Source organism: Gordonia sp. LMA167 (assembly GCF_058130025.1).
On record NZ_CM176708.1, the window covers coordinates 2,217,105 to 2,233,126 of the forward strand.

A 16,022-nucleotide genomic window follows, 5' to 3' on the forward strand; every position below is an offset into this window, starting at 1 on the left:
GCGCGAGAGCGTCATCCGACCCACTCACTCCACGTGGTGAATTCCGCCAGCGCGTCGTCGAGGGGGTCGACCCCGATACCCGGTCCGGAGGGGACCGCCATCCGCCCGTCGGTCACCGTGAACGGCGGTGTGATGTCACGGTGAAAGTAGCGTTGCGAGGCCGAGATGTCCCCTGGCAGGGTGAATCCCGGCATCGCGGCCAGTGCGAGATTGGCCGCGCGTCCGATCCCGGTCTCGAGCATGCCGCCGCACCAGACCGGAATCCCATGCGCGACACAGACATCGTGGATTCGCGCCGCTTCCAGGTATCCGCCCACCCGGCCCGGTTTGATGTTGACGATGTCGCACGCGCCGCGGCCGATGGCGTCGGCGGCCGACGCCGCGGACACGATGGATTCATCCAGGCACAGCGGCGTCGACATCATCTCCCGCAGCCGGACATGGGTGGTGAGATCCTCCTCGTCGAAGGGCTGCTCGACGAGAAGCAGATCGAACGCGTCCAGGCTCGCGAGATGTCGGAGGTCGTTGGGTCCGTAGGCGGTGTTCGCGTCCACCTGCAGCGCCACGTCGTCGCCGAACCGCTCCCGTACCGCGCGGGTCGGCGCGACGTCCCAACCCGGCTTGATCTTCAGCTTGATGCGCCGATAACCGGATTCGAGGTGTTCGGCGACCTCGTCGAGCATCTCTTCGATCGACGACGCGATGCCCACCGACACGCCGACCGGCACCGACGAGGCGACTCCGCCGAGGCGGTCCGCCAGCGGCATCCCCGCGGCGCGCAGCTCGACGTCGAGCACGGCCGCCTCGAGCGCGGCCTTGGCCATCCGGTGCCCTTTGATGTGGGCGAGCGCCGGACCGACATCGATCGCCCGGACGTCACCGGCGACGATCGGCGGGATCAGGAAGCGGCGCAGCACATCGATCGCCCCGTCGGTGTACTCCTCCGAGTAGAGCGGTTCGTCGATGGAGACGCATTCCCCCCAGCCCTCGCCCTGCGATGCGACGACCCGGACCACCAGCGCAGCGCGCACGGTCTCCGTCGCGAACGACGTCTGGAACGGCGCCACCAGCGGCAGCTCCACCCGTCGGAGTTCGACGCCGGTGATCTTCATGCGGTGATCGTCAGGAGGTGGCCGGCCTTCATGAGCCCGGAGGGACCACGACGTAGTGGCCGGACCGCAGGAAGCGGGTCGTCGGCGCGTGTGTGTGGTCGTCGGCGAAGCGCGGCGCCAGCGCCTCTCGCACCGCGCTGCGCCAGCGGGACGCGGTCACCGGGTGGGTGCGGCGCATCGCCTCGATGTCGCGCGGGACCGGGATCACGGTGATCGAGTCAGACGACAGATCGCCGACGGCCTGTGGCTCGTCGTCGGTGATCGCGACGGCGAGCTGGGCGCCGGAGGCGAGCAGGTCGTCGACCTGCTCACCGATCGGCACCGGCGGGGGCGAGGAATCCAGCGACCACGAGACGAGCAGCCGATCGCTCTCGTCGCCACCGGCCAGTTCGTCGCCGAGCTCGCCGTAGAAGTCGCGGTAGTAGCGGATCGGAACCGCGCCGAGCTTACTGATGTTGAAGTAGGCGTTGCGTGCGACCAAGGGATCAAAAGTCCAGGTGATCGTGGTCAAGCCGTGCGCCAACGCCCAGTCACGCTGATGCAGTTTCAGCGCGTGACCGACGTTGTGCCCGCGGCCGATCCGCGACACACCGGTGACGTGACTGTGCAAGGTGGTGCCGACGGGTGCCGCGAAGAACCCCACGCTGCCACCGGCCAGCCGATCGCCGACGTAGGCCCCCACCACATAGTTGCCGGCGTGCGACAACGCCCGCATCATGTCGACACTCACCGGCCGGTTGCCGGGGTCGGGGTGCCAGACGTCGTCGAACACCCGCGTCAGCTTCTCCAGATCCGCGGGGGAGCTGAGTTCACGGATCTCGACATCGGTCCCTGTGTGCGGCATGCCGTCATTCTTTCACCGTCGACCGTGCCGGAAGGTCGACTCGCGCCGACACCTACTATTGGCCTCGATGAACTCCGCGGCACATGACCGGTCGCCCGACGCGCTGGCCCGCGTCGCGGCCGGCATCGTCGTGCCGGCCGTGGCGGTGGCCGCTCACGGGGTGGGCGCCGGAACGGTGCCGAGCGCGGCGGGAGTGTTGCTCACCGCGTTCATCGGTGGTCTCGTAGCGCTTGCCGTCGGCGAACAACGCCGTCGATCCGCATGGGCCGCCACCGTGCGCATGGCCGTGGTGCTGGCCGCGGCGCAAGCAGCCGCCCACGTGGCGATGACGGTGGCGCACGGCCCGATGGCCATGCACCATGATGCGATCCTGCCGATGACGCTGACCCACGTCATCGCCATCCCGCTCAGCGCGGTACTCATCGTCGCCGCGACGGGTCTGCTCGCCGCCCTCACCTCGTCGATCCGGCGTTGGGTTCCGCCACGCCCGGTCATGGCTCTACCGGTCATCGCCGCTCGATGGGTGGCGCCTCATGTGAGGACCGGGGTCGTGGTCGGCGGCGGCGGAGTGCGCGGTCCGCCGGTATCCGACTGAGATGATCCACCGCTCGCGCAATCCCGGGCGGTGCATCGTCGCGCATTCTTCCTCCCACCGGAATCCCCGGGTCCGACGCGTCGTCGACCCGTGGAAAGTCCGTGTGGCCACACGAACCCGAAAGACACACGCATGAACAACAGAATGATCCGACGACTGGCCGTGCCCGCTGCGGCCCTGGCCATCGCCGCGACCGCCACCTTCACCGGTGTCGGTGCGGCATCGGCGCATGTGAGCGCCAACGCCCCGACCCTCACCCAGGGTGGCTACGGGGTCGTCACCCTGGTGGTGCCGAATGAATCCGACACCGCCGCGACCACCGCGCTGACCGTGACGCTGCCGAAGCTGAAGTCGGCGCGCCCCGAGGTCATGTCCGGGTGGAAGACGACGGTCGTCAAGGACCCATCGACCGAGGAGGTCACCTCGATCACCTGGACCGCCCTGCCCGGCACACCGGGGGTGCCGATCGGTGAGTTCGCGCAGTTCCGCTTCTCCGGCGGTCCATTCCCCGAGCAGGACAGCGTGACGCTTCCCGCCACCCAGACATACGCCGACGGCGAGAAGGTCGACTGGACCCAACCCATGGGCGAGGACGGCTCCGAGCCCGAGCATCCGGCACCCACCATCACTCTCCCGGCGGCCGAGGAAGGCACCGATCATCACGGCGGGTCGAGCGCGTCGACCGACGGTGGCTCGAGCGTCGGGCAGGCGGAGATGGGTGAGTCGGAATCGACCGACGGCGCCGCCCGGTGGCTCGGTGGTATCGGTCTCGTACTCGGCGCGCTCGGCGCCGTGATCGGTGTGGCCGCACTGGTCCGCAGCGGCCGACGTGGCGCGCCGACCACCTCGACGCCCGGCGAGAAAGACGGCGATGCCTAGTCATCGCCGCCTGCCCGCGGTCCTCACCGTGCTCGCCGGTGTGCTGCTCACCGGCATGATCGGTACCTGGGTGGCGCCGATCGCCTCCGCACACTCCCGGGTGGTGTCGTCGGTTCCGGATGACGGCGCCACCGTGCAGACCGGGCCGCAGCGGGTCACCATCACGTTCAACGAGGCGCTGCAGGAGACGTTCGCGGTGCTCACCGTGGTCGGCCCCGACGGCAACTACTGGCAGGACGGGGATGCGACGGTCGACGGCCCGCGACTGAGCGTCGCGCTGCGCGACCTCGGGCCGAAAGGGACCTACACCGTCAACTACCGCGTGACGTCGGCCGACGGCCATCCCGTGGACGGTCAACGCACCTTCGACCTGGCCGTCGCGGGAAACGGGACACCCGGCCCGGCGGCGGAGACCGCGTCCGGTGATGACGGCGGACCACCACTGTGGCCGTTCATCGCCGGCGCGATCGTGCTGTTGGTGGGCGGTCTCGGGGTGGTGCTGTGGATGACGCGCCGATCCCCGAGACGCTCGTCGTGACGGACGTGCGCTGACATGAGCATCGTCGGCGGACGCACGCCGGATCGGGATTCCGGGGTCCGTGAACTCGCCCTTCCGGGTGCGTTCGCCGCGATGTTCGTCGGTCTCGGACTGTGCTGGGTGCTGGCCGCGCCGGCCGGACCCGAGGCGGTGGCAGTGCCTGCGACCGCAGCCCTCGGGGCCACCGTTCTGCTGCTGGGCCTGGGGGCACTGCCCGCCCTCGGTCTCGACCCGTCGGCGCGGCTCATCGGCATCGCCGGCGCCGCGTGGTTCGCCTCGGCGCTGCTCGCGGCGTGGGTGCGTACCGCGGATCAGGTCGGCACGTCGCCGGTGCAGGTCAGCATCGGACAGTTCGCCGATACACTGCGCGCCGGGGCTCCCGAACTCATCGCACTGATCGTGTCCGCGCTGGTGGTTGCGCTGGCCGTCATCCATGTGGTGGGCCGAATCGATCCGCCGGTCGCCGTGTACGCGATCCTCGCCGCGATCGGCCTGCTCGCGACGTCGATCACCGGCCACGCAGGCCAACACGCCATCGGGCCGATCCTGGTCGGTGCACACGCCCTGGCCGCCGGCTGGTGGTGCGGAACGTTGGCAGCGATGGCCCTGACGATCCGAGGGCGAGCCGGGTGGGCATCAGCGCTCCCGGACTTCTCCACCCGCGCCCTGTGGGCCGTCGCCCTGATCGCAGTGACCGGCGTGATCACCGGGGTGACCGAGGTCGGCGGTGTCGACCAGCTCATCGAGACCGGCTACGGCCGAGTGTTGCTCGCCAAGGTGGTCGGCCTGGCCGTGCTGATCGCGCTGGGTGCCCGCCACCGCCGGCGGTGGGTGCCGGCTGTGGCAAGGCACCGGGTCACCGCCGTCGTCTCACTGCGCCTGGCGGTCGGGGAAGTGCTGATGATGGCTGTGGTCCTCGGACTCGCGACCGGCCTGTCGACGACCGCACCGTGACGGCGATCGTCGACATGCCGAGCCGGTCATGAGCCGGCTGCGACGACTCCGAACTCCTGCGCCAGCTCATCGAGCTCCGCGTCCATCTCGGTGACCAGCTGCCACACATCGGGCACCAGTTCGCGATCGGCGGTGAACGCGAAATCCAGCCGATCCTCGTAGCTGAGCAGCGTCAGACTCAACCCGACACCCTCGATGAGGACGTTCACCGGATGTTGGGACACCACGCGGGCGCCCGCACAGTACAGCGGTGCCGGCGATCCGGGGATGTTGGAGATGGTGACGTTGAACGGCGGTCGGATCCAGCCGGCGCCGGTGGTCGCCGAGATCATCCGGGCGGTGCGCCCGAACAGGGCAGGTGGCACCGTGTGATTGGCGTCGCGCAGTAGCTGGGCGGGGATCGCGCGGTGGCGTTCCTTCACCGAGCGCATCACATGACCCGCACGCTCGAGCCGACCGCGGGCATCGGGCTCGTCGGTGGGGATCGTGACGATCATCGACGAGATCTGATTACCGTAGGTGTTGCCCTGCGCCGGGTCCTTGGTGCGCACCGACACCGGGACCATCGCCACCAGAGCCGTGTTCGGGTCGTCGCCACGCGCGGCCATCCGCCGGCGTAGTGCGCCGGCGGCCAGTGCGACCACGACGTCGTTCACGGTCGCGCCGGGCATCGCGTCCTTGATGGCCCGCACGGTGGGCAGTGGCAGCGTGCCGTAGGCGAACCGACGATGCGCCGAGATCTTGCCGCCGAAGGAGACCTTGGGAGCACGGCTGACGCCGGGCCGCTCGAGGGTGCGGCCATCGCGATTGCGGGTGGCGATCCGGGCCGCACGGTCCGCCGCAGCGGAGAGCAACTCGGTGCCCGGCAGGTTCCGCATCGTCGGCAGCTGATCGATGTGGCGCAGAGTCGCCGGCAGCGCCCGCATCATCCGGATCGGTTGCATCGGCAGGGACGTGAAGGCCCGGGCAAGCAGTTCGAGATCGCCGGGATCGTGGCCGACCGGGTCCTGCGGATCAGCGACGACCGCGCGGGGAAACGACCGTGGGGTCGGTTCGAGCAGTGCGCTCAGAAGTTCGATGCCCGAGACACCGTCGATCGCGGCGTGATGCATCTTCGTCAGCATCGCCACATGACCGCCCTCGACACCGTGGATCACGTGGATCTCCCAGAGCGGTCGCGCGCGGTCGAGCGGACGGGAGGCGATGTGCCCGACGGCATCGGAGAGCTGGGCGGCGCTGCCGGGCGCGGGCAGCGCGGTCTCCCAGATGTGCGAATCCAGATCGAAGGAATGGTCCTCGACGAACACCGGGTAGTCGAGGCCGAACGGTACCTCGCGGACCCGCCACCGGAACGGCGAGAGCTCGTCGATGCGTCCGGCGATCTGATCGCGGATGAGGTCCGCGGTCACCGGGGTGCCGTCGATCGTCGTGCTCTCCAGGATGGTGAGCTGGCAGACATGTGAATGAATGCGGCCGTCTTCGATGGCGAGGAACTGGGCGTCGACGCTGCTGAGTCGTCTCATCGGGTGGCTCCTTCGGCGTGGATCTCGGCGGTGACCTTCTGCATCAGACGCAGTTCGTCGTGGAACGCGCAGGCCAGGCCATCCAGGTCTTCGACGATCTCGCGGTCACCGACCAGTCCGATCTGCAGTCGGTCGAAGTAACTGAACACGGTGACATTGAGTCCGAGGCTGTCGCTGATCGTCGAGATCGGGAAGTTCTCCCGCACTGCACGGCCGGCGAAGAAGAGCTGATTACGAGGGCCGGGCACATTGGAGATGACCAGGTTGGCGGCCGGCGCGAACGACTCGCTCGAGGCGATGCGCGTGACCGTGCGGGTGGCCTGGCCGAAGAGCACCGGGGGGACCAGATCGTTGACATCGCGCATCAGAGACGTGGGCACGGTGTTGTGCCGATGCTTGGCTTCCTGCATACCCTGGCGGCAACGGCGCAGGCGGACGAGGAGGTTCGGTTCGTCGGTGGGCAGAGCCGTGACCATGGACGCCACGCTGTTGCCGTAGTTACCGGCCTCGCTGTCGGTGCGCACCGACACCGGCACGACCGCCACCAGTGGCTGATCGGGGAGTGCTCCGAGTCTTTCCAGCCAGCGGCGTACGGCCCCCGTGGAGAGCGCGACGACGACGTCGTTGATGGTGCAGTCGAACGCTCGCTTGAGTTCCTTGATGTCCTCGATCGGGACGCTGGTCAGGGCGACCTGGCGGTGCGAGGAGATCTTGCCGTTCAGGCGCAGCCGCGGCGCGGTGATCGCGGGCGCGGCAGGCGGCGAGGATTCGATCCGGCCCAGCTGGGTGAGCCCACGGACCATCCGCCCGACCGGCCGGATCCCGGGGACCGATCGCAGGACCGCGACGTGGTCGAGGTTGGTCAGGGTGCGTCCGGCGGCGCCGACGGTGTTGAGCTGGCGTCGCGGTTCGGCGAGGATTCCGCGGGCGAGCATGCCGAGCTGGCTCGGTCCTTGTTCGGCACGATGTCGCGGGGCCGGTGCAATCGTCCGACCGGCGGGGGAGTCGTCGAGCAGCACGCTCATCACGTCGGCGGCGGAGATACCGTCGACGGCGGCGTGATGCAGCTTGGTGAGAACGGCCAGACCACCGTCGGCGAGCCCGTGGATCAGGTACATCTCCCAGAGCGGCCTCGAACGGTCCATCGGATGCGCGGAGAGCCGCGCGACCTGCGTTTCCAGGGCGGCTCGGTCGCCCGGCGAGACAAGTGCCAGCTCACGGATGTGGAAGTCGAGGTCGACGTCACCGTCGACCCAGTACGGGTGTCCGAGGCCGAACGGGACCTCCGCGAGGCGCCACCGCAGCGGTGGCAGTAGGTGTAGTCGTTCGGCGACGTGGTCGGCGAGGTCGTCGCGGGTCAGTGGCTTGGTGTGGTTGTCGAGGATGACGAGGCTCGACACGTTCGTCACGGTTCGGCCGTCCTCGGCGGCGAGGAAGAAGTTGTCGAGGCTGGTCAGGGCGCGCATGTGGGGGAGGCTTTCTCAGACGGGGAGAGGGATTCGCGCAGGGCGCAGCAGAATTCGGCCGGGACGGCCGGAAGCGGAACGGGTCCGCGGACACCACCGACCGGTGGGGCGGTCGGTGGTGTCCGCAGAGTCTCAGAGCGACGGGTCGACGATGATCTTCGCGTCGTGCGGGTTGTTCGCCAGACGCTCGAAGGCGTCCGCGATCCCGTCGAGGCCGACCGTGCCGGTGAGCAACGGCTCGGCGTCGATCTTTCCGGCGGCCAGGAGTGCGAAGGTCTCCGCGAACTCCTGCGGCGTGTAGTACGCCGAGAACTGCAGGTCGAGCTCCTTCATCATGCACTGGGCAGGCATGAAGGCGTCGGACTCCATGTTCACGCCGACGACCACGATCGTCGATCCGGCAGGTACGCCCGCGATGATCTCCTGGATCAGGTTGGGCACACCGACGCACTCGAAGGCGACGGTCCGACGGAACGGCATCTGACCGAGCATGCCGGTCGGCGGGGCCATCCGGGCGGGGTCGTCGGTGGCGGCCGCGGCGACGAGCGCTTCGTAGGGCGAGCTCTCAGCCGGATCGACGACCACGTCGGCGCCGAGACGCTTGGCCAGGTCACGGCGTTCCGGAGAGAAGTCCGCGGCGATGATCGGCCCGACGCCCTTCATCTTCAGGATCGCGATGATGGCGAGTCCGATCGGACCACAGCCGACGACCAGCGGAACGTCATCGGCGCCCAGCTCGGCGTGTCCGACCGCGCGGTACGCGACCGCCATCGGCTCGGTCAACGCCGCGAGCTCGGTGGACATCTCGTCCGGGACCTCGATCAGCAGAGGCTCGGAGAGCAGCATCTTCTCGGCGTATGCGCCCGGTGCTTCCGGGCCCTGGAAGCCGAGGAACACGGGTGCCTCGCGGACCAGGATCGGCATGGACACGACTCGCCGGCCGACCGGGATCTTCTGCTCGGTGTTCGGTCCGTACGACGCCACCCGTCCGACGAACTCGTGGCCGAACACCAGCGGCTTGGACAGGTCCATCATCTCGAAGCCGACCACGGCCTTCGTCGTGGCGTTCAGGTCCGCGCCATGATGCATGGCGTGCAGGTCCGAGCCACAGATGCCGCAGGCGAGCACGTCGACGAGGACCTCGCCGGGGCCCGGAGAGGGCTCCGGCACCTCGGCGACGCGAAGCTTCTCGTCCTGCATCAACACCGCGCGCATCAGACGGTCTCCACGGTGTTGCCGGCGAAACCACCCGTGATGAAGTTGATCGGCCCCAGGCCCTGGGCCTCGGACAGGGCGCCGGTGAGGTGGTGGATCAGCGCGGCGTCGAGGACCGAGTGGAAGGTGCCGTCCTCGTTGAAGTTGACGTTCGCGCCGGAGATGCTGAAGAGGACCACGGTGTCCTCAGTGTTGGATTCGGGGCAGGTCAGGCTGTGTGCCGACGCGCCCGGCTCGTAGAGGTACGAGCCCGCGGTCTGCGGCTGATCCGGGTATTCCGAGTAGAGCCAGCAGCCGCTCAGCGTGTAGGCGTCCACGGTGCCGGTGTGATAGTGCAGCGGGATCGACGCGCCGGGAGCGAAGGTGGCCAGCACGACCCATTCACCCTTCTCCAGGTCGAGGCGCAGCGGCTTGAAGTGCACGCCCGGGCCGAGGGAGTCGCGGATCAGCGGGCTCTGCTCGGCATTGACCGTCAGCAGCTCGCCCTGGGGGAGCGCCATGACGGGGAGAAGGGCGCCGGACATCGTGGTGGCTGGGCCGGGGACTGCGGGAGCGGACATGTGGTGTTCCTTTCACCTCTGTTTGGGCTGTGATGAACACCATGCCGGGTTGTGGGCGGAATCTCTTGACCGCAGAGGACACTTTCTTGATCTTTGGAGACAAGTTTGTGATCCAGGGCACGTTTCCTGAGTGGGGCGGTGACTACCGATGCGGATCGGCCCAGTCTGGGCAGCGTCAGGCGTGAGTTCCCACTGCGCTGCGGTGGGTTGCCCGGAACTCGGTCGGTCCGGTGCCGAACCATCGACGACACGATCGCGTCAGCACGCTCTGTTCGGAATAGCCCAACTCGTGGGCCAGGTGTGTCAGAGCCATGTCGGTGTCGCGTAGCCAGTGTTCGGCGAGTTCGCGTCGCACGCCGTCGACGATGTCGGCATATGTGGTTCCCTCGGCGGTGAGGCGGCGTTGCAGCGTCTTGGGATGAAGGTGGAACTGCCTCGCGGTGACGGAGAGGGTGGCGGCGCCGGTGGGCAGGAGCTGTCGGACGAGGTCTCGGACCGACCCGGCCAGATTCCGGTCCTGTCGGTCGATCACGCTGTCGAGGTAGCTCACCATCGCCAGGTGCGCCATCTCGTCGGAGACCAGGTGGCGGGTCAGATCACTCGCCTGCATGGTGAAGCCGGCGCGCGGCTCAGAAAATCGTGCAGTGCAGGAGAACTCGTGGACATAGTCGGCCGCCGGTCCCAGCGGGTCATGCGGGACGTGCACGGTGAGCGGTGAGTAGGTCGACCCCAGCAGGAATCGCAGGACGCGTAGCGCAACCCCCAGGGACATCTCCATGGCCTGGCGATGCGGGGGAGGATCGGAGATGAGCAGCCGGAACTCCATGAAGGCCGTGGTGGCGTCCGGGAGCGGGACGACCTCGATGGTGATCGCCGGACTGTAGGCGGCCAGATAGTTCTCGAACACGTGCAGCGCATCGGCCACCGTGCGGGTGGTGCGGGCTGCGACACCGACGGGTCCCAGGATCTCGATGCCCTGCCGGCGTGCCATCCGACGACCGAAGTCGGGGGTGCCGGTGGTCTGCGCAGCCGCCTCGAGCACCTGGATCATCGCGACGTAGGTGAAGAACGAATCGAAGTTCCCGACGTCTTCGGGTCGGATGCCGGCCGGGCGGAGGAGTGCCGCGGCATCCGCGCCGAGGGTCGCGGTCTCCTCCATGAACCCCGTCAGACATGTGCCGCGGATCACAGACATGTCCGCAAGTGTCAAGGAAGTGTCTCTTCGAGTCAAGTTCTTGGGGGGTCGGTTGAACATGATGGAGGTCACTCCCAACCGAATGTGAGAGGCAACACATGACCAAGGTGACCAACACCTCGACTCCCGCTCGCCCCGCCCCGTCGCTGGCCGGCCGCAGCATCTTCATCACCGGCGCCAACGGCTTCATCGGCCGGGCTCTGGCCCAGCGATTCCGTGACCTCGGAGCCCGGGTCGGCGGTGTCGATCTGATCGCCGACGCCGACACCAATGTCGTCGCAGGTAACACCGTCGAGCCCGGCACCTGGGATTCCGCCCTCGACGGTGTCGACACCGTGATCCACACCGCGGCCCTGCTGGGTGCCGCACACCCGCTGGATCGTTCCCGCGAGGTGAACGTGATGGGTACCAGCCGGGTGCTGCGGGCTGCGATCAAGGCAGACGTGACCCGCTTCGTGCACCTGTCCTCGGTGGCTGCCTACGGGTTCGACTATCCCGATGGTGTCGACGAGACCTACCCGGTGCAGGTGAACGGTGACGTCTACACCGACACGAAGGTCAACTCCGAGGCGGTGGTGCTCGCCGCACACGGCGCCGGCGAGATCGATGCAACGGTGATCCGGCCGGGCGACGTCTGGGGTCCGGGCTCGGTGTGGGTGCGCTCGCCCATCGCCGAGATGCTCAAACCGACCGGCTTCCCCCTGCCCGATGGCGGCAACGGCATCTTCTCGCCGGTCTACATCGATAACTTCGTCGACGGCATGGTCCTCGCCATCTCTTCCGACAAGGCCGCCGGCCAGGTGTTCACCATCACCGACGGCGTCGGTATCCGCTGTGCCGACTTCTTCGGCCACCTCGCCGAGATGAGCGGCGGCACCATTCGCACACTGCCGATGTCGGTGGCCGCGCCGCTCGCCGACGTCCTCGGCGGACTGCTTCGTCGCCTCGGCCAGCCCAGCGATCTGTGCGCCGGCACGATGGGGCTGCTGAACCGTCCGGGCACCTACTCGATCGGAAAGGCCCGTGAGGTGCTCGGCTACGAGCCCCTGGTCTCCATCGATGAGGGCATGAGTCGCGTCCGCGAGTGGGCTCGGGAAACAAAACTCATCACGCGCTGATCGCTGCGCAAACTCGGTCGCGAGGTACGAGCGATGGGTGACCACTCCGGTCCCTGAGGAGCCTCGCGAGGTACAAGCGATGGGTGACCAGCCCGGTCCCTGAGGAGCCTCGCGAGGTACGGGCGATGGGTGACCAGCCCGGTCCCTGAGGAGCCTCGCGAGGTACGAGCGATGGGTGACTACCCCGGTCCCTGAGGAGCCTCGCGAGGTACGAGCGATGGGTGACCAGCCCGGTCCCTGAGGAGCCTCGCGAGGTACGAGCGATGGGTGACCAGCCCGGTCCCTGAGGAGCCTCGCGAGGTACGAGCGATGCGACGGTCCTATAGTTTGTCAAGCCGTGCGAGGTCTTTTTTGAGGGCGTGGAACACTTCTCGGGCGATGTAGCGTTTCTGGCATCGGATGATGTCTTTGTGGGTGAGTTTTTCCTGTTCGCGGCGTTCGCGGTAGGCCTGTGAGGGCTGGTGGTGTTTGAGGCGTCCGACCGCGATCATGTGCAGGGCACTGTTGGCTTGGCGGTCACCGCCTTTGTTGATGCGGTGCCGGTTGGTTTTGCCTGAGGAGGCCGGTAGCGGGGCCACGCCACAGAGTTTGGCGAAGCTGGCTTCGCTGTGCATCCGGTCGACGTTTTCGCCCGCGGTGACCAGCAGTTGTGCCGTGCAGACCGTACCGATCTGGGGTGCAGCGATCAGCGTGGGCGCCGCGGTGGTCACCAGCCTGCGCAGGTGGCGGTCCAGCGCGGCGATCTCGGTGTCGAGCTCGCGGTGGCGACGTAGCAGCGACTGGGCGGCACAGACGAACGCGGTGCCCGGATCGGCCATCTGAGTCGCGTCGGGTTCGGGCAGCGACTCGATCAGCGCCATCCGGCGGGTTTTGCTCAGCCCGCGCAACCGATCAGCCATCACCGCCGGCGCGGTGGTGCACAGATCGCGCAGTTGGTTGGTGATGGTGGTACGTGAATGGACTGCGGACTTGCGGGTCAGGTGCAGCATGCGGATCGACTCGACGATGCCGGTGGTGTCTTTGGCCGCGGCGCTGGCCCGACCCGAGAGCACCGCGCGGGCCGCGTTGTAGGCATCGATCGCATCGGATTTGCCGTCGCGGTGGCGCACCGCCTCATCCGGGGCGTTGACCTCGATGACCTCGACACCGGCCGCACGCGCCGCCCGGGTCAACCCGGCCCCATAGGAGGCGCTGGACTCGATGCCGGCCGCCTCGATCCGGCCGAACCCACCAGCCCACCGCAGCAACTGCTGATAGCCCTGCGCGGTGGCCGCGAACGGCTGATCGGCCACCGCCTGGCCGGTAGCGGCGCCAACCACCGCAGCATGATGGGTGTGCTGATGAGTATCGACGCCGAGAACTATTTGCATGTCAGGCGTAATCACAGTCATGGTGGGAATGTCTCCTTCACTCAACGTGATGGATGACCTCGCCGGGGCGGGTGGACAGGACAGTGAAGAGCCACGACTCGCAGTGGTCGGGCAAGGTCCTTATCAGGTCACACCCGCCCCGGTTCCTAGCAAGGTCTCCAGTTGTTCACGAGCAGCCGAACAGACATCCCTGATGCCGACAAGTCGCGGTCAAAGACCAACCCATCCAACCGATGAGAAGTCAGTCACGAAGAAGGTCAGACCCCAACGACGCCTCCTCGACTACCCACCATCATCCTCACTGTCACGAAGGGCGCCCTTCGTGACGTCCTCCGCTAGCGCTCCGGACTCCTCAGGGGGCGGGTGGTGGGAACTCCGTTTCCGCGCGGAGCAAGGTGTGAGCGTTGCGTGACGAAGGCCCTTCGTGACGCATCCTCGCAGGCTCGGAGGCTCCTCAGGGACCGGTGGTTGGTTTGCGAGCGTCACGAAGGGCAGCCCCGAAGGCGAGGTGACCTGTCAGCGTGGCTGGTCCCACACGGTCATCAGTTCGCTGATGATGTCGACGGACATGCCCAGCGCGCCGAGATGGCTCTCACCGTGCATCGTGAACAGCTTGGCGTCGGGGAGCAGAGACACCATGTGCTCGCCGTGCTCGTGCGGGATGATGTGGTCGCGGTCGCCGTGCCACCAGCGGACCGGCACCGACACCTCGGGCACACGGAATCCCCAGTCCCGGGAGAACACCACGATGTCGGCGAACGGCGCCTCCATGCGCCGGGACCCGCCGTGCAGCAGATCGTCGAGGAACATCGCCCGGAATTCCGGGCGTGACAACAACTCTCGGTCACCCTGTGGGGAGAGTCGGCCGTAGATCTTGATCGCCGGTTCGGCGATGGGTCGGGCCACGCTGAGGACCGAACTCACCACTTTGCCCACCGGCGCGCCTGCTACGCCGAGGATCGGTGCCGCCGCCTGACCCATGCGCATCGCTCCGCCGCCGATGGCGTCGGGTCCGACCGTGGGCGCGACACCGCCCAGGATGCCCGCCGCGACCACACGGTCGGGAAATGCGTGCGCGACCCCGAGTGCGTACGGCCCGCCGCCGGACAATCCTATGACGGCGAACTCGTCGATACCCAGTGAGTCGGCGACGATCTCGAGGTCGGTGGCGAACTCGGACACGCTGCGATAGCGGTACGGCGTGGACGATCCGACCCCGGGTCGGTCCAGACCGATGATCCGGTACCCGTTCTCGGCGGCGAAGGCGCGGGCCTCGGTGGGTATCTGACGTCGCGCACCGGGGGTCCCGTGCAGCCAGAACAGGGCGCGGCCGGTGGCCGACCCGAACTCGGCGAAACCGATTCGCCGTCGTCCGTCGCCGACCGACACGGCCCCTTCGATCTTGGGACGGTCGATGTCCATCATGTCTTCGAGCATCCCACGCCTGGCTGTGTCGTGGGTCACGGCCCCTGGTCGCGACCACGCGACGATCCGATGAACTCATTGTGCTTCGCTCCCGAAACCGGACCGTCGACGCCCGCGGTGGCGAACACTGGGGAACGCCAGGACACACAGATGTACAAGGTGGTGCGGAGATGACAGGCAATGGTCAGACGTTCACGGCGGCGGTGGTCACCGGCTTCGGTGATCCACTCGAGATCACCGAGCTCGAGGTACCCGAACCCGGACACGGTCAGGCGCTGGTGAAACTCGAGACGTCCGGCGTCTGCCACACCGACCTGCACGCGGCGCACGGCGACTGGCCGGTCAAACCGTCGCCACCGTTCGTGCCCGGTCACGAGGGGTATGGCACGGTTGTCGCGGTCGGCCCCGGCGTGACCGAACTCGCCGTGGGGGACAAGGTCGGCAATGCCTGGCTGTGGTCGGCGTGCGGGACTTGCGAGTACTGCCGGACCGGGTGGGAGACGCTGTGCGAGAAGCAGCAGAACGGCGGCTATTCGGTCAATGGTTCGTTCGGCACCCACATGCTGGTCGACGAGAAGTTCGCGGCCCGCATCCCCGACGGACTCGACCCGGTGGAGGTCGCCCCGATCCTCTGCGCGGGTGTGACCGTCTACAAGGGTCTGAAGGTGTCGCAGACCAGGCCGGGGCAGTGGATGGTGATCTCCGGGATCGGCGGACTCGGCCATGTCGCGGTGCAGTACGCCACGGCCATGGGCATGCGGGTGGCGGCCGTCGACATCGGCGACGACAAACTGGAGCTGGCACGCGAGCTCGGCGCCGAGGTGACGGTGAATGCCGCCGACACCGACGTCACCGCGGCGATCGTCGATCAGACCGGCGGCGCGCACGGCGTGCTGGTGACCGCCGTCCATCCGCAGGCCTTCGGCCAGGCGATCGGCATGGCCCGACGAGGTGGAACCATCGTGTTCGTCGGACTGCCGCCGGGAGATTTCCCGGCGCCGATCTTCGATGTCGTGCTGAAGGGCCTCACCATCCGCGGGTCGATCGTGGGGACGCGTCAGGACATGGCGGAGGCGCTCGACTTCTATGCCCGCGGCCTGGTGAAGCCGACGGTCACGACCACCCGCCTCGACGAGATCAACGATGTCTTCCGCCGTATGGAGGAGGGCAAGATCGAGGGTCGAATGGTCATCGATTACCGCTGATCACAGGTGTTTCTCAACCTGAA

General features: G+C 67.8%; 15 protein-coding genes. 6 read left to right on the top strand and 9 right to left on the bottom strand.

Translation table 11 applies throughout. The features are described 5' to 3' along the window. Positions 1 to 11: 11 nt before the first annotated feature. Positions 12 to 1,112: an o-succinylbenzoate synthase gene (gene menC / locus ACVT6V_RS09970; RefSeq protein WP_489899648.1), complete on the bottom strand. Its 1,101-nt coding sequence runs from the start codon at positions 1,110 to 1,112 to the stop codon at positions 12 to 14. Between the two features lie 28 nt (positions 1,113 to 1,140). Further along, positions 1,141 to 1,956 (bottom strand): GNAT family N-acetyltransferase, encoded by an 816-nt coding sequence (locus tag ACVT6V_RS09975; RefSeq protein WP_489899649.1) that lies wholly within the window; start codon positions 1,954 to 1,956, stop codon positions 1,141 to 1,143. 67 nt (positions 1,957 to 2,023) lie between these two features. On the opposite strand from ACVT6V_RS09975, the gene ACVT6V_RS09980 reads away from it, so the two are divergent. The 4 genes from ACVT6V_RS09980 to ACVT6V_RS09995 all read left to right on the top strand — a co-directional run bounded on the left by ACVT6V_RS09980 (position 2,024) and on the right by ACVT6V_RS09995 (position 4,922). After that, the gene (locus ACVT6V_RS09980) at positions 2,024 to 2,551 is read left to right on the top strand and encodes a YtxH domain-containing protein (RefSeq protein ID WP_489899650.1); all 528 of its coding nucleotides are present in this window, start codon (positions 2,024 to 2,026) and stop codon (positions 2,549 to 2,551) included. Between the two features lie 132 nt (positions 2,552 to 2,683). Next, positions 2,684 to 3,430 carry a YcnI family protein gene (locus ACVT6V_RS09985; RefSeq protein ID WP_489899651.1) on the top strand — a complete coding sequence of 249 codons (747 nt, stop codon included), beginning with the start codon at positions 2,684 to 2,686 and terminating at the stop codon, positions 3,428 to 3,430. Next, the gene (locus ACVT6V_RS09990) at positions 3,423 to 3,968 is read left to right on the top strand and encodes a copper resistance CopC family protein (RefSeq protein ID WP_489899652.1); all 546 of its coding nucleotides are present in this window, start codon (positions 3,423 to 3,425) and stop codon (positions 3,966 to 3,968) included. The genes ACVT6V_RS09985 and ACVT6V_RS09990 overlap by 8 nt, the downstream gene beginning before the upstream one ends. A 15-nt stretch (positions 3,969 to 3,983) precedes the next feature. Further along, positions 3,984 to 4,922 carry a copper resistance D family protein gene (locus tag ACVT6V_RS09995; RefSeq protein WP_489899653.1) on the top strand — a complete coding sequence of 313 codons (939 nt, stop codon included), beginning with the start codon at positions 3,984 to 3,986 and terminating at the stop codon, positions 4,920 to 4,922. Positions 4,923 to 4,948: 26 nt separating this feature from the next. Here ACVT6V_RS09995 and ACVT6V_RS10000 read toward each other — a convergent pair whose 3' ends face one another. From ACVT6V_RS10000 to ACVT6V_RS10020, 5 genes are all read right to left on the bottom strand, one after another. Further along, positions 4,949 to 6,445 carry a wax ester/triacylglycerol synthase family O-acyltransferase gene (locus ACVT6V_RS10000; RefSeq protein WP_489899654.1) on the bottom strand — a complete coding sequence of 499 codons (1,497 nt, stop codon included), beginning with the start codon at positions 6,443 to 6,445 and terminating at the stop codon, positions 4,949 to 4,951. Then, on the bottom strand, positions 6,442 to 7,911 hold the full coding sequence (locus ACVT6V_RS10005) for a WS/DGAT/MGAT family O-acyltransferase (protein ID WP_489899655.1): 1,470 nt from the start codon (positions 7,909 to 7,911) through the stop codon (positions 6,442 to 6,444). The genes ACVT6V_RS10000 and ACVT6V_RS10005 overlap by 4 nt, the downstream gene beginning before the upstream one ends. A gap of 132 nt (positions 7,912 to 8,043) precedes the next feature. Next, positions 8,044 to 9,126 (bottom strand): zinc-binding dehydrogenase, encoded by a 1,083-nt coding sequence (locus tag ACVT6V_RS10010; protein ID WP_489899656.1) that lies wholly within the window; start codon positions 9,124 to 9,126, stop codon positions 8,044 to 8,046. After that, positions 9,126 to 9,686, bottom strand: coding sequence for a 2,4'-dihydroxyacetophenone dioxygenase family protein (locus ACVT6V_RS10015; protein ID WP_489899657.1), 561 nt, complete (start codon positions 9,684 to 9,686; stop codon positions 9,126 to 9,128). The genes ACVT6V_RS10010 and ACVT6V_RS10015 overlap by 1 nt, the downstream gene beginning before the upstream one ends. 175 nt (positions 9,687 to 9,861) lie before the next feature. Further along, positions 9,862 to 10,881, bottom strand: coding sequence for an AraC family transcriptional regulator (locus ACVT6V_RS10020; RefSeq protein WP_489899658.1), 1,020 nt, complete (start codon positions 10,879 to 10,881; stop codon positions 9,862 to 9,864). Positions 10,882 to 10,979: 98 nt separating this feature from the next. On the opposite strand from ACVT6V_RS10020, the gene ACVT6V_RS10025 reads away from it, so the two are divergent. Continuing rightward, the gene (locus tag ACVT6V_RS10025; protein ID WP_489899659.1) at positions 10,980 to 11,999 is read left to right on the top strand and encodes an NAD-dependent epimerase/dehydratase family protein; all 1,020 of its coding nucleotides are present in this window, start codon (positions 10,980 to 10,982) and stop codon (positions 11,997 to 11,999) included. A gap of 320 nt (positions 12,000 to 12,319) precedes the next feature. On the opposite strand, the gene ACVT6V_RS10030 is transcribed toward ACVT6V_RS10025, so the two are convergent. Both ACVT6V_RS10030 and ACVT6V_RS10035 read right to left on the bottom strand, forming a co-directional pair. Then, entirely contained in the window at positions 12,320 to 13,390 is a 1,071-nt protein-coding gene (locus ACVT6V_RS10030) for an IS110 family RNA-guided transposase (RefSeq protein ID WP_489899660.1), read from the bottom strand. 495 nt (positions 13,391 to 13,885) lie between these two features. Continuing rightward, positions 13,886 to 14,794: an alpha/beta fold hydrolase gene (locus tag ACVT6V_RS10035; protein WP_489899661.1), complete on the bottom strand. Its 909-nt coding sequence runs from the start codon at positions 14,792 to 14,794 to the stop codon at positions 13,886 to 13,888. A 170-nt stretch (positions 14,795 to 14,964) separates the two neighbouring features. Here ACVT6V_RS10035 and adhP point away from each other — a divergent pair, with 170 nt between their 5' ends. Beyond that, positions 14,965 to 15,999, top strand: a complete 1,035-nt coding sequence (gene adhP / locus ACVT6V_RS10040) for an alcohol dehydrogenase AdhP (RefSeq protein ID WP_489899662.1) — start codon at positions 14,965 to 14,967, stop codon at positions 15,997 to 15,999. Positions 16,000 to 16,022: the final 23 nt, after the last annotated feature.